Source organism: Polynucleobacter sp. MWH-Loch1C5 (assembly GCF_018881775.1).
GTDB lineage: Bacteria > Pseudomonadota > Gammaproteobacteria > Burkholderiales > Burkholderiaceae > Polynucleobacter.
In genome coordinates this window covers 1,319,255-1,334,411 of the sequence record NZ_JACVPR010000001.1, presented here as the reverse complement: position 1 = coordinate 1,334,411, position 15,157 = coordinate 1,319,255, and the positions used below count along the sequence as shown (strand labels likewise).

The following is a 15,157-nucleotide window of genomic DNA, read 5'->3' as shown; positions in this document are numbered from 1 at the left end:
ACCACTGCCCCATTCCAGGTCTTTAAAACGTGCGTGCGCTATTCGTCATTGACCGCTATCTCCAGATAGAACCAAGAAGCTGGGTCAACATAAAAAAAGCCCCGCTTGGGAGTCAACCGCGCGGGGCATATCGAAGGAGAAGTTTCGTATGAGGAAACTTTGTGGGTAGAGTGAGGAACCCACAGAAAGAACTATACCATAGATGAGAATGATTATCAATAACTATTTTGAGATTGTAGTTACTAGGTCTAGGGTTTCCCCGATAGTAAAATCGATTTTATAGATTAAGTAGATTTAATTAATCTATTAGACAGATTAATTGTGCAAGTGCACAATTCACTCCGTTGTTCAACAACTTTAAAAAAAGGAAAGCTATGTCAATTATTAATACACAAGTTCAACCATTTAAGGCTCAAGCGTTTCACAACGGTAAATTCATTACTGTGACTGAGGAATCACTCAAAGGCAAATGGTCTGTACTGATTTTCATGCCTGCAGCATTCACATTTAACTGCCCTACTGAAATCGAAGACGCAGCTGAAAGCTATGCTGAATTCCAAAAGGCTGGTACTGAGGTGTACATCGTAACGACAGATACTCATTTCTCACACAAAGTGTGGCATGAGACATCACCTGCTGTAGGTAAAGCACGCTTCCCACTCGTTGGCGATCCTACACATGCTTTAACACGTGCTTTCGGTGTACACATTGACGCAGAAGGTCTCGCATTGCGCGGCACATTCATCATCAACCCAGAAGGCGTGATCAAAACTGCTGAAATCCATAGCAACGAGATCGCTCGTGATGTTTCTGAAACAGTTCGTAAGTTGAAAGCTGCTCAATACACTGCCGCTAACCCAGGTCAAGTATGTCCTGCTAAGTGGAAAGAAGGTGCTGAGACTTTGACTCCAAGCTTAGACCTCGTAGGCAAGATCTAAGTCAACACCCATAGACTCTCGCAAGAGAGTCTATTGGCGAGGGTGCAAGCCCTCATCAATAGACTCTTCAATATAAATAGAAAAAAGGAATGGCCATGTTAGATAACAATATTAAGGCGCAACTAAAAGCCTACTTTGAAAAGATTAATCAAGCAGTCGTCTTGACGGCATCACTCGATGAGAGCCCTAAGGCTCAAGAAATGCTGACTCTCTTACAAGAAGTTGCCGAACAATCGGACAAGATCACGGTCAAGACCGATGGTCAAGCCGAACATCGTCCTAGCTTCACGGTAGCGACTGAAAATGCTCCTGCGCGCATTAGCTTTGCTGGCTTGCCCATGGGCCATGAAATGACTTCATTCATTTTGGCAATTTTGCAAGTCGGTGGTTACCCACCCAAAGTCGAGCAAGCCATTATCGATACGATCAAAACTTTGCCAGGCCCTTTGTCATTCCAAACCTTTATTTCATTGTCATGCCACAACTGCCCTGATGTTGTACAAGCATTGAACTTGATGGCGGTACTCAACCCCAACATTAAGCATGAGATGGTGGATGGCGCCCTCTATCAAGACCTGGTCAATACTTACCAAATCATGGCAGTGCCTACTGTGATCTTAAATGGCGCAGTCTTTGGTCAAGGTCGTATGAGCGTCGAAGAAATCGTTGCCAAATTAGATACCAATGCTGCTGATAAAGACGCTGAGCGTCTCAATGCCAAGGAAGAGTTTGATGTCCTAGTCGTCGGGGGTGGCCCAGCAGGCGCGGCTGCGGCGATTTACGCTGCCCGTAAAGGGATTCGTACTGGGGTTGTCTCTGAACGTTTCGGTGGCCAGGTGATGGATACCTTGGGTATTGAAAACTTTATCTCTGTGAAAGAGACCGAAGGGCCTAAATTAGCGATGGCCATGGAGCAACACGTCAAATCTTATGAAGTTGACATCATGAACTTACAGCGTGCCCGCGCCCTGCGTTCAGTCGATCAAAAATTAGAAGTTGAATTAGAAAATGGTGCTGTACTGAAAAGTAAGTCCGTGATTGTGAGTACTGGCGCCCGTTGGCGTGAAATGAATGTGCCCGGTGAACAACAATACCGTGGTAAAGGGGTTGCTTATTGCCCACACTGTGATGGCCCTCTATTCAAAGGCAAACGTGTGGCAGTCATTGGTGGCGGCAACTCAGGTGTGGAAGCGGCGATTGATTTAGCCGGTATTGTGAGCCATGTGACTTTGATTGAGTTCGACTCTAAATTAAGAGCCGATGCTGTTTTACAAGTGAAGCTAGGCAGCTTACCTAATGTCACCATCATCAAGAGCGCTCTAACTAAAGAAGTATTGGGTGATGGTCAGAAAGTGGTTGGCTTACGTTACGAAGATCGTACAACAGGGACTGAGCACACCTTAGATCTCGCCGGCATCTTCGTACAGATTGGCTTATTACCGAACACTGATTGGCTCAAAGGTAGCGTTGATCTCACTCCACGTGGCGAGATTTTGGTAGATGCTAAGGGTGAGACTTCTTTACCAGGAGTATTTGCTGCAGGTGACTGTACGACTGTACCCTACAAGCAGATCATTATTGCCATGGGCGAAGGTGCAAAAGCCTCATTAGGCGCCTTTGATTATCTGATCCGCTCATCGATTACCGAAACCGTGACCCAATAAGGTCAATACCGCTTATTCACCGAGGAGACAAACTCAACCCAATGTATCTATCGAGATACTTAGGGTTGAGTTCCTCATTCTTCTGATATCGATCAAACGATTTCACACTGGATCGCTTCTTTGCACAGATTTATAGGGCATCGCTGACCCGAAGCTTTATGATGATCATATTGAGCTCATAGCAAGGAATCATCCATGGAAAGTCTTCATACCCTGCCTTTTTTACGCGAGAGTATTCTCTATCTCGTTTTGGCAGGCATCTTGATTCCACTCCTACAACGCTTACACATCAATCAGATTCTGGGCTTTCTTGCTGTGGGCTTGATCTTGGGTCCCCATGGCATCTCGGAATGGCTAGCTCCACTAGATTTTCTCAAGTTAATTAGCTTTACACAAAATGAAGTGATTACCCAGTTTGGGGAACTCGGCGTGATCTTTTTGATGTTTATGATTGGCCTGGAGCTCTCGGTGGCTAGACTGCTGCAACTCAGACAATGGGTATTTACCGGCGGCTCTTTACAGGTCGTCATCACCGCCTCCATGATCGGTTGCATTGCTTATGGCTTTGGCAATAGCTATTCGGTATCGGTTTTATTAGGTCTAGTCTTAGCTCTATCCTCTACTGCGGTCGTTGTGCAGATCATGAGCGATAAGCGCATCTTGGCAACCCACCATGGTGAGGCCGGCTTTTCGATTTTGATGTTCCAGGATTTAGCGGTAGTCCCTATTTTGATCCTGGTCGAAATGATGGCAAACCACAGTCAAGCCGGCATAGCAATGATCACCTTCATGACGCTAGCAAAAGCTTTGGCATTGATGGTCTTGATTTACCTCCTGGGGCGCTGGCTGATTCAACCGATCTTTGTGTACTTCACCAAGAGCTATCGCTCTGATGTCTTTATGGCCCTCACTTTACTCACTCTCTTGGGGATTGCGTGGCTCACCTCTTTATCTGGCTTATCGATGGCATTGGGCGCATTGATGGCGGGACTAGTCTTGGCTGAAACTCAATTCCGTCACGAAGTCGAAAGCACCATTGAACCTTTTAAAGGTTTATTGATGGGAGTTTTCTTTATGACTGTCGGCATGAATATTCAGGTTCAAGAATTTGTCGCCTATGGTTACTGGATTCCTTTGTCTGTATTGGGCTTATTTTTGATCAAGGCCAGCGTGCTGGCAGTCATTTTTTATGTTGGCAAAATTGCCTGGCCCAAAGCCATCGAAACAGCAGTACTAATGGGTCAAGGCGGAGAATTTGCTTTTATCGTGATTGGCCTAGCACTGAGTCTTGGCATCCTGAGTACTGACTTATCCCAATTCTTTATGCTGGTCATTGCCATCAGTATGTTTGCCACCCCACTGATGAGCTTGATCGCTAAGAAAATCACGCAATGGCTTATTCGCCTGCTAGAGACTGACTCAGATGCAGAGACCTTACTGGAAAGTCATCTGCCTAACCAAGTCGATGGACAAGTCGTCATTGCAGGCTATGGTCGGGTCGGTCAATTACTCGGCCATATCTTTCAGACCCTAGAGATTCCTCACATCGCGATGGATAAGCACACGCAAGATTTAGGCGCTCACTCCAAGACCCGTGTGTATTTAGGTGACATCAGTCAAACGAAAGTCCTGCGTCGCATCCATTTAGAAAACGCGGCAGCGATTGTTTTAACAATGAACGACTCCCAAGACACACTCAAAAGTGTGATTGATATTCGACAAACCTATCCACACCTGCAAATCATTGCGCGCGCCCGCGATAGCGCACACGCCGAAGATCTTCTGAAAGCGGGGGCGAACGTCGCGATGCCCGAAACACTTGAGGTAGGCCTGCAACTTGGCACCCATGTCCTAGAACATCTTGGCATTGCTGAGGGATCAATTCTGCATACGATCGCTGATTATCGACAGCGCTTAAGCCCAGCCAGGCCAATGCCGTAACAAGACTATTCTTTTAGAGCGGAAGTAGAGAAAATCGAGGGGAAAGTGGTCGGAGTACAAGGATTCGAACCTTGGACCCCCTGCTCCCAAAGCAGGTGCGCTACCAGACTGCGCCACACTCCGACTAAGGCGCTAATTGTACTCTAAAAGTGCTTTTATGACAAGATTGTCAAAATTGACGTTCGCTACTCTCATGGATATAACGGCCTAATTTAGCGTAGCGCTTTTTAGCTCTCTCACTGACACATACGTATTTAACGCGCCGATCATCCAAGATTTGATATTCAATCATCTCCTTGCGCACCAATTGTGCAATCACTTTATGGTTGGTGGCTGGAGAACCCAAATCGGAACTACTCATGAGTTGAGATACATTTAACGGAAAACCTTGCTGCTCTCTCATAAAAATCAGATCGAGCATTTTGACTTCACGACCATCTAATGAAAATTCACGATTAAGCTCTTCAGCAAACCGCAAATACTTTAGATAGCTATCTAAATGACTCATACTCATCTTATGTGCTGACATCACTTAAGCGTGATGATTGCCATTAAAAATCTCAGTGAATTTATCGAAGGCTTTGATCGATTTAGCCGTTGGCGTGACGTACTTCACGCGACCATCTTCATCAGATTTAATAACCTGAATCCAATTGCTTTTCAGCAAGCGCTGGTAATGACTCCTCACAGCGGTATAGGAGTGAGGCAAAGATTCGAACAAGACTTTGACCGTGCAACGTTCATTCGCACAGTATTTTTCCATGATGGATAAATAGATGTCATACGCCACCAGAGAATTATCGACGGGCAGACAATCTGAAATCCAATCACGGTGTCTCCTCAATAATCGAGTCGTTTTTTTATCTTTAATCACGTGATTTACTTTACAAATACATCTAAGTGGAATTTACTCAGAAGTAATAAAAATGTCATGGAAATAAAGCATCTAAATTAAATGTGTTTTTCGCCTCCAATAGCACGTCAGACTTGGATTTATAAGGTTTTGCGCCTTTTTTATGTATTTAGCAAGGAGAAAAATAAGGGTCAGTTGTTACAGTGGCGTCATATAACTGTATTAAAGTATGCGCATGTTTAAAAAACTGATACTTATCAGCATCTTGGGCTCATGTTGCAATGCACTTTGGGCCGCTCGCCCTATGATTACCGATGATGCGCGCATTGTCGATGAGGGCTCATGCCAAGTAGAAAGCTGGGCCAAATTCAATCAAAATATCAATGAATATTGGGCCCTACCTTCGTGCAATATTGGGGGTAATTTTGAGTTGACCGTGGGTGGCGCCAAGGCCCATGGAGATACCGTTGATGGCGGACATTGGGGCTTGGTACAAGTACAGGGCAAAACCTTATTGAGAGCACCTAAGACCAATGATTGGTCCGTGGGTTTGGCTGTGGGTCATGTCAAAAATGAAGCGAACCTCATCTCGCCCCGTATGAACGATCATTATTTCTATATTCCTTGGACACAATCATTACGTAACGACGGTTTATTTATTCATGTGAATGTCGGTGCTTCGCAAAAGAATGATGAAAAAAAATATATTCCTACCGCAGGTCTAGGTATGGAGTATCAAATTGCTCCAAACAGTTACTTGATTGCTGAAGGCTTTCAGGACTCGTCAGAAAAACTAGCGTTTCAAGGGGGTGTTCGACACTGGTTAATCCCCCAACGTGCCCAAATCGATATGACGATAGGCAATAAAGGGGAATGGGATAGAAATAATCGTTGGATCTCTATTGGTATTCGTCTACTATCACCGAAGTGGCACTGATTAGCCTCTTAGTACTGATGAAATCGATTCATGAGCAGCGCTCATGAGTGCTTGACGGTTCGTACTGGCATCTAGCGTTTCTAAAAAGGTCAGCCGTGCAGTAATCCCAGGATGATCCATAATCAAACGTATAGACTCCAGGAGCCCCATATCTCCAATAAATGCGGTATGCGAGGTGAACTGTCCCTCTAACTGATATTGAATAGCGATAGGTAAAACTGGGACTTTTGCACTGACTGCGGCCTGAAATAAATTGGATTTAAAAGCTAATACTTCACGCCCCTCCGAAGATGTGCCTTCAGGAAAGATACAAACCGCTTTACCCAATCTAAAGCGCTCAACCATTTCTGATAAAACACGTCGTAAATCGGTGACGCGTTCTCTCTGAATAAAGATGGTGTCGATAGCTCGGGCTAGATATCCAAATATCGGCCAGCGCGCCACTTCTGATTTGGCCACAAATGTCACAGGACTCACTGCATTAATTACATGGATATCTAACCAAGAGATATGATTAGCGACCCACAAGGCAGGCTCTCTAAGATGATGATCTGTAGCATGATGGACTTCAAGCTTGACATCTAAAATGTGCAGCAATCTTTGCGCCCATGACTGAATCATGCTGCGTCTTTTCTGAGCCCCCAACGCTAACAGAACGGGTATCTGTATCAAGGCCCAGAGAATATGAATCACTAGTAGACTACTTTTCATGCGCCAAGCATGTCATAACTTTGTGTCATCAAGATGACATGAATCTGTCATCGAGCCTTCAAAAATATCAGGCTCAATAAGCACTCATGAACCATTACCGTGCAATCTGGATTTCAGATGTCCACCTCGGCACTGCCGGCTGTCAAGCGAAGTATCTTCTCGATTTTTTAAAACACAATGACGCAGATAAGATTTATTTAGTTGGCGACATCATTGATGGCTGGCGCTTAAAGAAGAGCTGGTATTGGCCCCAATCGCATAACGATGTCGTGCAAAAACTATTGCGTAAAGCCCGCAAAGGTTCAGAAGTCATTTACATCCCTGGCAACCATGATGAAATGGCGCGTGAGTACTTTGGCATGAGCTTCGGTGATATCCGAGTAGAGGAAGAAGTCATTCATGTGACGGCCGATGGAAAGCGCTTGTGGATTACTCATGGGGATCTTTTTGACGGCGTGATGCAGTACGCCAAATGGCTAGCTTACGTAGGTGACACTCTCTATACCTTCATTTTGTGGGTGAATCGCTGGTTCAACAAGATCCGCTCGCGCCTGGGCTTGCAATACTGGTCTTTATCTCAATACCTCAAGCACTCGGTCAAAAATGCAGTGAGTTATATCGCTGATTTTGAGCACATCATGGCTCGTGAAGCTCGTCTGCGCGGTTGCGATGGGGTCGTTTGCGGTCATATCCATAAAGCTGAAATACGCACGATTGATGGCCTGCTTTATTGCAATGATGGTGACTGGGTAGAGAGCCTAACAGCCTTGGTTGAAGACGCGGATGGCAGTCTTCGAATCGTGCATTGGCCTGTGATTCTAGAAGAAACCGTGAAAGATTTAATCGTGGATATGAGCATCACTGCTGTGCAGACAAAGGAACTGAGCGCACAGACCATCAATATACAAGTTACTGAAAAAATGGAGACACCGCAATGAGAATCATGATCGTGACCGATGCATGGGAGCCACAAGTCAACGGCGTAGTTCGTACCCTCAAGCAAACACGCTTTGAGTTGGAAAAACTAGGGCATGAAATTCAGATGATTACACCCCTAGAATTTAAAACCATCCCCTGCCCGACCTATCCTGATATCGCACTATCTCTCTTTCCGAAGAAAAAAGTGCTTGAGCGTATGAAATCGTTTAACCCGGACGCGATTCATATTGCAACTGAAGGTCCTTTAGGAATCGCTGCACGCTCTTATGCAATCAAAAATAAGCTGCCATTCTCAACCGCATATCACACCCGCTTCCCAGAATATGTCAAAGCACGTACAGCCATTCCATTAGCTATTACTTATAAGTTTTTGCGTTGGTTTCATGACCCCTCTCTTGCCGTGATGGCGCCTACCGAGGTTGTGAAAAAAGATCTCGAAGCTTACGGCTTTACCAATGTCGTACTCTGGACTCGCGGTGTGGATCTAGACATTTTTAAGATGCAGGATGCGAAAGTGCTCAATACGGCGCACCCCATCTTTTTATACGTAGGTCGTGTGGCTGTTGAGAAAAATATAGAAGCATTTTTAGAACTCAAACTACCGGGTTCTAAATGGGTGGTAGGAGATGGTCCAGCGCTTGCTGGTTTAAAAGCAAAATATCCAGAAGTCAGTTACCTCGGCGTCTTACAGCAAGAAGAGCTTGCCAAAGTCTATGCATCTGCCGATGTATTCGTATTCCCGAGTAAAACTGATACTTTTGGCCTCGTCTTATTAGAAGCCATGGCCTGTGGCCTGCCGGTTGCTGCCTACCCTGTCACTGGACCGATTGATGTGATTGGCAACTCTAATTCAGGGGCCATGAATGAAGACCTGCGCCAAGCTTGTTTAGATGCTCTCAACATTCCGCGTGAAGTAGCTCGTGCACATGCGGAGAAGTTTTCATGGGCGGTCGCTAGCCAACAGTTTTTAAATCATCTGAAGCCCGTCGGCAGTCACACAAGTGTCAAGATTGCGTCACTCGCCTGACACATTCTGTCACTAAATTAAGACTCATGATTGAAAAGATAATGAGGAAGACAGTTTTATGAGAGAGATTCCAAACCCACTATCGATCTTAACCGATGGCATCATCAAGACTAAAACTAAAAAAAGTCTGTCTGAACGCCTGGCTCCACTACAAGTCATTTTGAAAGAAAAACTACCCGGTCTGAAAAAGAAAAATAGTGCCGCACCCGTGAATGTTCGTATTGAGCGCCCTAGTCCTCAAGCGGCAAACATTAAGAAGGAATCACAGCCTATTTCCGTCAGCTGGGCGCGCCATCAGGATGAAGTGAAGGAAGCTCAACGTCTACGCTACAAAGTATTTGCCGAGGAAATGGGTGCCCGCCTAGCCCCTCATGCTGAAGATCTTGATGTCGATATTTTTGACAACTACTGTGAGCATTTATTGGTACGTGATAACGAGACCTTAAAAGTGATTGGTACTTATCGTGTTTTACCGCCACATCGCGCCAAAGAAATGGGTTGCTTCTACTCTGACTCAGAGTTTGAGTTAGTTCGTCTGCGTCATTTGCGCGAAAAAATGGTCGAGGTGGGTCGCTCTTGCGTACACCGTGATTACCGTTCAGGCGGGGTCATTATGGCTTTATGGAGCGGCTTAGGTCAGTACATGAAGAAAAATAATTACGAAATTATGCTCGGTTGTGCCAGCGTACCGATGGGTGACGGTGGCCACTATGCGGCTAGCCTAGCAAAGAAATTGAGCGCCTCACATCTCACGGATGTTGAATACCGCGTCTTTCCTAAGTTAGCCTTACCAATTGAAGAGCTCAATCATCAATTAGAGGTTGAGCCACCTGCACTGATTAAAGGTTATCTGCGTCTGGGTGCCAAGATTTGTGGCGACCCCGCTTGGGACCCAGACTTCAATACAGCTGACTTCTTGACGATGTTGCGACTTGATGAGATTCATCCGCGTTACGCTAAGCACTTCTTGGCTCAATCGTAAGCATCGATCAGATCGGCCACTTGAATGATTAAAGCTTCCCACTGGGAAGCTTTTTCTATTACTAGGGAATGGGATTTCAAATCATTTCTATCTGATAACGCTTATCAATTTTTTGCCAATCATTTGATTCTTTTTCTAGGCTGTAGACTGTAAGAGGATTTTTTTGTGCCCAAGCTTGAGGTATCGTAATGGTGAATCCCCCTTCAATTTCTTTGACTTGTATATCAGGAACTTTCTCATCAGCCCTTCTGCGACAGATCACATAAGCTAAGCGAATTGAAAAAAGCATACGCCAATCGATATAAGCAGAGCTGACAGCCAGTTTCCCCAACTTACCCGTATGTCCTAGCAATAGAGCAGCCAAACGCGCCTGATCTAAACGAGAAAAACCAGGCATATCAGCATGGGTAGCAATATAAGCAGAGTGTTTGTGATAACCGTTATGAGAAATAGTGAGGCCAATTTCATGTAACTGCGCAGCCCAACTTAGTAAATTAAGATTTTCTTTACGATTTTCAGTCTTAGGCTTAGGAAATTGTTGCAAGAAATAACTCGCCATTTCTTGTACACGTAAAGCTTGAGAGCGATCGACGTTATAACGTTGCATGAACTGTTCAACCGTCACAAAACGCATATCGTGATGCTGCTCTCGACCAATCAAATCATAAAGAACCCCTAAGCGCAAAGCAGCTTCGGTAACTTCCATACGATCGATCTCTAATTCATCAAAGGCTGCCATCATGATTGCCAAGCCCCCTGGCAAAACCGGGCGACGATCGCCCTTAAGGCCTATCAATTGAGATCGATCAATGTATTCAGATTCAATAAGTGATTTTTTAAGTGCATGAAGGCTATCTCTTGTGATGACACCCCCAAAATCACCCACCGGTAACTCATGAGGCTCTCCTTCAAAACCGTTCAAAGCAATTAATTCCGCAATCGCACGCGCCGTACCCGATGAACCAATGGCCTGCTTCCAACCCATCTTACGGAATTGCGAGGAAATGACCTCTATCTCTCGTCGCGCCGCCAATTGAGCCTGCTTAAAGCAATAGGCATCAACTAAACCATTCGGGAAAAACTGTTGCGAATACGAGACGCATCCAATGTAGACGGACTCTAAGAGCTTGGGGTCATAACCATCGCCAATAATGAATTCTGTAGACCCTCCCCCAATATCGAGGACAAAGCGCTTACCATCACATGCAGGGGCATCATGTGCAGCACCAATATAAATCAGACGCGCCTCTTCACGTCCTGCAATGACTTCAATGGGGAAACCCAAGAGTCTTTGTGCTTCATGAATAAATTGGTCTGCATTGCGCGCCACACGCAAGGTATTCGTAGCCACTGCACGAACTTGTTTAGGATGGAAATGTCTTAAGCGATCACCAAAACGACTTAAAGCCTCAAGCCCCCTTTGAAAGGCCTTTTGATCCAGGGTTTTGTTTTCTTTCAAGCCAGCCGCCAGACGAACCGACTCTCTCAGAGTGTCGATCGGTAGAAGCTGTGTACCCGATGGCGAGTGCATCACCTTAGCAATCACCATACGGAAACTATTAGACCCTAGGTCAACGGCAGCGACTAGCTCTTCTTTTTGATTAGCAAAATTATTTTGGGGTGCAGAAATCGAACTAGACATGATTGATAGGTTTATTTTTTCCAACATTATGACTTCTTTATGACATGGCGATGACAATTGGATTTCATCAAATTGTCATATTTTTGACATATCGATTTGCCACACTCATGACATGGCAAAAATAGCACTTTTAAACCGAGAAATTGGCGTACTGGAGTTTAATGCTCGGGTATTAGCTCAAGCCGAAAATCCCAAAACTCCTTTACTAGAGCGCTTACGCTTTGTCTGTATTGTATCTAGCAATATGGACGAGTTTTTTGAGATTCGTATGTCTGGTTTGAAGGAGCAATTACGCGACAACCCTCAAAATCAGACTCCCGATGGTTTGAGTGTCATCAAAGCCTATGACTTAGTAACTCAACGAGCCCATGCCTTGGTGAGCCGTATGTATCAGCTATTACAAGATGACATCCTGCTTAAGATGAATAAAGAAGGTATTCGTTTTTATTTGGCTGACCAATGGAGTGCAGGGCAAAAAAAATGGGCTCAAGAATTCTTTAATACCGAACTGGTTCCCCTTCTAACCCCAATAGCACTAGATCCAGCACATCCTTTCCCCAAGGTAATCAATAAGAGCTTGAACTTTTTTGTCAGCCTCTCAGGTCAAGATGCCTTTGGGCGTGAAGCTAGCTTAGCCGTAGTCCAAGCCCCGCGCTCCCTACCGCGTGTGGTACCGATGCCAAGTCACCTCTGTGATGCACCCCATGGCTTTGTACTACTATCATCCTTTATGCAAGCTTTTGTCCCACAGCTTTTTCCCGGGATGGCAGTCACCGGCTGTCACCAATTTAGGGTCACGCGTAATTCGGATCTATTTGTCGATGAAGATGACATTACCGATTTGCGCTCGGCCTTACAGGGTGAGTTGCCCACACGCCATCTTGGAGACGCCGTAAGGCTCGAAGTAACCGACACCATGCCAGAAGGCTTGATTAAATATCTTCGTCAAATGAATCATTTGAACGAAGCAGATTGTTATCGCGTCAACGGCCCCGTCAATCTTGTACGACTGGTGCAAATTCCTGATCTGGTCGACCGGCCCGATCTTAAATTTCCCAAACACTCCCCGACAAAATCTGTAACGCCAAAACCTGGTCAACATAGCATTTTTGATATTTTGGATGAGAAAGATGTATTACTTCATCATCCTTACGAGGCTTTTGATCCGGTACTTGAAATGCTCAAAGAAGCTGCGCGTGACCCTGATGTTTTAGCGATTAAACAAACTGTTTATCGAACCGGCGATCAATCTCAAGTGATGGATGCACTCATGGAAGCAGCCCGTAACGGTAAAGAAGTGACCGTCGTGGTAGAACTCCTGGCGCGCTTTGATGAGCAAACCAATATATCTTGGGCGGCCAAATTAGAAAAAGTGGGCGCTCATGTGGTCTATGGCGTAGTCGGCCATAAATGTCATGCCAAGATGCTATTGATTGTGCGGCGAGAAGTCGTTCCTGCACAAGGTCGTCGCAAATCTAAGGTCTTGCTCAAGCGCTATGCCCATTTAGGTACAGGAAACTATCACCCACGAACGGCTCGCTTATATAGTGATTTTGGCCTAATGACAGCCAACCAAGAAATTTGTGAAGATATGCATCATGTCTTCATGCAACTCACTGGTACAGGTAGCCGCACTGAACTCAAGCAATTATGGCAGTCCCCCTTTACTATGCATAGCGAGCTCATCGCGCACATTCGTGCTGAAGCACGCGCTGCCAAAGCCGGCCGTAAGGCACGAATTATGGCTAAGATGAATGCCCTACTAGAACCGACCATCATTGCCGAGCTCTATAAAGCCTCAGCCGCTGGCGTCAAGATTGATTTGATCATTCGTGGTGTCTGCGCACTACAACCGGGCGTACCGGGACTCTCTGAAAATATCAAAGTTCGCTCCATTATTGGTAAGTTTTTAGAACATCACCGTATTTATTATTTCTATGCAGATGGTGCTGAGACCTTATATCTATCCTCAGCAGACTGGATGGATCGCAATCTCTTTAGACGTGTTGAAGTCGCCTTCCCAGTCTTGGATAAGAAACTAAAAGCCAGAGTGATTCGTGAAGGCTTTATGATGCTTTTAAAAGATAACACCACCGCGTGGATCATGCAAGCTGAGGGCAGCTATAAACAACTACAAGCAAGGTCTAGCAGTAAGCCGTTTATTGGTCAATTAGAATTAGTCAAACTGCTCTCAGATTAAATTCTGAATTATTCAGAAACCACACGTTGAGCTGGGATAAAGATAGTAAAGCGACTACCAATCCCTAAGGAAGAAGTAATACGCAACTCTCCCTGATGGCGTGTGGCCACATGCTTCACAATGGCTAAACCAAGACCAGTACCACCCGTCTCACGGGAACGACTTCGGTCAACCCGATAAAAGCGTTCTGTTAAACGTGGTATGTGTTCCTCTGCTATACCTGGCCCAGTATCCATCACAACAAACTCAACACCACCCTCATCAGCATCCTTCCAAATGACGGTTACTTCACCACCAGCAGGCGTATAGCGAATAGCGTTAGAAACCAAATTACTAAAGGCAGAGTAAATTTCAGCCTCATCCCCCAAGAAGTCTTTGTTTGACAAGATTTCCGAACGAATACGATGCGCACCCTGTGATAAACCTTCTGCATCCATCACTAGACGCTGCATCAATTGAGAAACCCGAACGGTCTGAGAGATCGGCGGCTCAGGATTTCCTTCTAATTTAGCCAAAGTTAATAAATCATCCACTAAATTTTTCATCCTACCCGTTTGAGCACTGATCAGGCCAAGGTACTTCTGTCTCTCTTCAGCAGTTAAATCTAACTCCTGTACGGTTTCAAGAAAACCGGCCATGACAGTCAAAGGTGTTTTTAACTCATGTGAAACATTTGCCACAAAATCTCTTCGCATAGCGTCTGTTTTTTCAATCTGAGAGATATCCTGGGAAAGCACTAGCTTCTGCTTATCGCCATAGGGGAAAATTTGCACATCCAAAGAATATTGCTCATAAAGACCCATATTAGTCAGGCGAACCGGATCACGATAATTTTGACGCAATATATATTGAACAAAAGCCGGCTTACGCAGAATATGGGTGATTCTTTGCATAGCATCGCGACGTGCTTGTATGCCAAAATGTTGCTCAGCGACTTCATTGCACCATTCAATCTGATCATCCTCATTCAGCATGATCACACCATTAGGAGATGCCTGAATCGCTTGAATAAACCGCTGATGCTGTTTCTCAACCTCAAGGACTTGGTCACGCCACCCTTTGACCAATTTATGTAGGCGATAGTAGATTTCACCCCATATACCTAATGCTCCGGGCACATCTCCGTAGCGCGCGGTCATTAAAAGCTTAGTGAAGTTCTGGGCATGCCAAAGCTGATGAACTAATAAGATAGTCAAAAAAATCAGGGCTGCTAGTAAACCACCTACCAAACCATAAAGCTGGGAGAAAATCCATCCCAAAACGATGGTGATTAGAATAATCGTAACAATGCGAGCTTGAAAAGACAACATAGCTCGAATCTTA

The 15,157-nt window shown here is 45.2% G+C and carries 13 protein-coding genes and 1 tRNA gene; 8 read left to right on the top strand and 6 right to left on the bottom strand.

The features are described 5' to 3' along the window. Positions 1-374: 374 nt before the first annotated feature. The 3 genes from ahpC (at position 375) to ICE94_RS06725 (ending at position 4,543) form a co-directional block, all read left to right on the top strand. Complete coding sequence (gene ahpC / locus ICE94_RS06735; protein WP_216150109.1) at positions 375-938, top strand: alkyl hydroperoxide reductase subunit C; 564 nt, start codon at positions 375-377, stop codon at positions 936-938. Between the two features lie 95 nt (positions 939-1,033). Next, the gene (gene ahpF, locus ICE94_RS06730; protein ID WP_216150107.1) at positions 1,034-2,602 is read left to right on the top strand and encodes an alkyl hydroperoxide reductase subunit F; all 1,569 of its coding nucleotides are present in this window, start codon (positions 1,034-1,036) and stop codon (positions 2,600-2,602) included. Positions 2,603-2,797: 195 nt separating this feature from the next. Further along, positions 2,798-4,543 carry a cation:proton antiporter gene (locus ICE94_RS06725; RefSeq protein WP_216150105.1) on the top strand — a complete coding sequence of 582 codons (1,746 nt, stop codon included), beginning with the start codon at positions 2,798-2,800 and terminating at the stop codon, positions 4,541-4,543. A 46-nt stretch (positions 4,544-4,589) separates the two neighbouring features. On the opposite strand, the gene ICE94_RS06720 is transcribed toward ICE94_RS06725, so the two are convergent. The 3 genes from ICE94_RS06720 to ICE94_RS06710 form a co-directional block, all read right to left on the bottom strand. Then, positions 4,590-4,666 (bottom strand) — tRNA-Pro (locus ICE94_RS06720). 46 nt (positions 4,667-4,712) lie between these two features. Next, on the bottom strand, positions 4,713-5,051 hold the full coding sequence (locus tag ICE94_RS06715; protein ID WP_216150096.1) for a hypothetical protein: 339 nt from the start codon (positions 5,049-5,051) through the stop codon (positions 4,713-4,715). Between the two features lie 24 nt (positions 5,052-5,075). Next, entirely contained in the window at positions 5,076-5,417 is a 342-nt protein-coding gene (locus ICE94_RS06710; RefSeq protein ID WP_216150094.1) for a hypothetical protein, read from the bottom strand. Between the two features lie 214 nt (positions 5,418-5,631). On the opposite strand from ICE94_RS06710, the gene ICE94_RS06705 reads away from it, so the two are divergent. Continuing rightward, positions 5,632-6,333 carry a hypothetical protein gene (locus ICE94_RS06705; RefSeq protein WP_216150092.1) on the top strand — a complete coding sequence of 234 codons (702 nt, stop codon included), beginning with the start codon at positions 5,632-5,634 and terminating at the stop codon, positions 6,331-6,333. On the opposite strand, the gene ICE94_RS06700 is transcribed toward ICE94_RS06705, so the two are convergent. Beyond that, a complete protein-coding gene (locus tag ICE94_RS06700; protein ID WP_216150090.1) occupies positions 6,334-7,044 on the bottom strand; it encodes a 1-acyl-sn-glycerol-3-phosphate acyltransferase in 711 nt (236 codons plus the stop codon). It abuts the gene before it with no gap. Positions 7,045-7,130: 86 nt separating this feature from the next. Here ICE94_RS06700 and ICE94_RS06695 point away from each other — a divergent pair, with 86 nt between their 5' ends. From ICE94_RS06695 to ICE94_RS06685, 3 genes are read left to right on the top strand one after another with little or no spacing between them, the layout of a single operon-like run. Beyond that, positions 7,131-7,982 (top strand): UDP-2,3-diacylglucosamine diphosphatase, encoded by an 852-nt coding sequence (locus ICE94_RS06695; RefSeq protein WP_216150088.1) that lies wholly within the window; start codon positions 7,131-7,133, stop codon positions 7,980-7,982. Beyond that, a complete protein-coding gene (locus ICE94_RS06690) occupies positions 7,979-9,010 on the top strand; it encodes a glycosyltransferase family 1 protein (protein WP_216150086.1) in 1,032 nt (343 codons plus the stop codon). The genes ICE94_RS06695 and ICE94_RS06690 overlap by 4 nt, the downstream gene beginning before the upstream one ends. 58 nt (positions 9,011-9,068) lie before the next feature. Further along, positions 9,069-9,992 carry a GNAT family N-acetyltransferase gene (locus ICE94_RS06685; RefSeq protein ID WP_216150084.1) on the top strand — a complete coding sequence of 308 codons (924 nt, stop codon included), beginning with the start codon at positions 9,069-9,071 and terminating at the stop codon, positions 9,990-9,992. Between the two features lie 76 nt (positions 9,993-10,068). Here ICE94_RS06685 and ppx read toward each other — a convergent pair whose 3' ends face one another. Continuing rightward, positions 10,069-11,634 (bottom strand): exopolyphosphatase, encoded by a 1,566-nt coding sequence (ppx, locus tag ICE94_RS06680; RefSeq protein ID WP_216150082.1) that lies wholly within the window; start codon positions 11,632-11,634, stop codon positions 10,069-10,071. Between the two features lie 112 nt (positions 11,635-11,746). Between ppx and ppk1 the strand changes: the two genes are divergently transcribed. After that, complete coding sequence (gene ppk1, locus ICE94_RS06675; protein WP_216150080.1) at positions 11,747-13,834, top strand: polyphosphate kinase 1; 2,088 nt, start codon at positions 11,747-11,749, stop codon at positions 13,832-13,834. A gap of 8 nt (positions 13,835-13,842) precedes the next feature. Here the strand turns inward: ppk1 and phoR are convergent, their stop codons facing one another. Further along, positions 13,843-15,144 (bottom strand): phosphate regulon sensor histidine kinase PhoR, encoded by a 1,302-nt coding sequence (gene phoR / locus ICE94_RS06670; RefSeq protein WP_216150078.1) that lies wholly within the window; start codon positions 15,142-15,144, stop codon positions 13,843-13,845. Positions 15,145-15,157 lie beyond the last annotated feature (13 nt).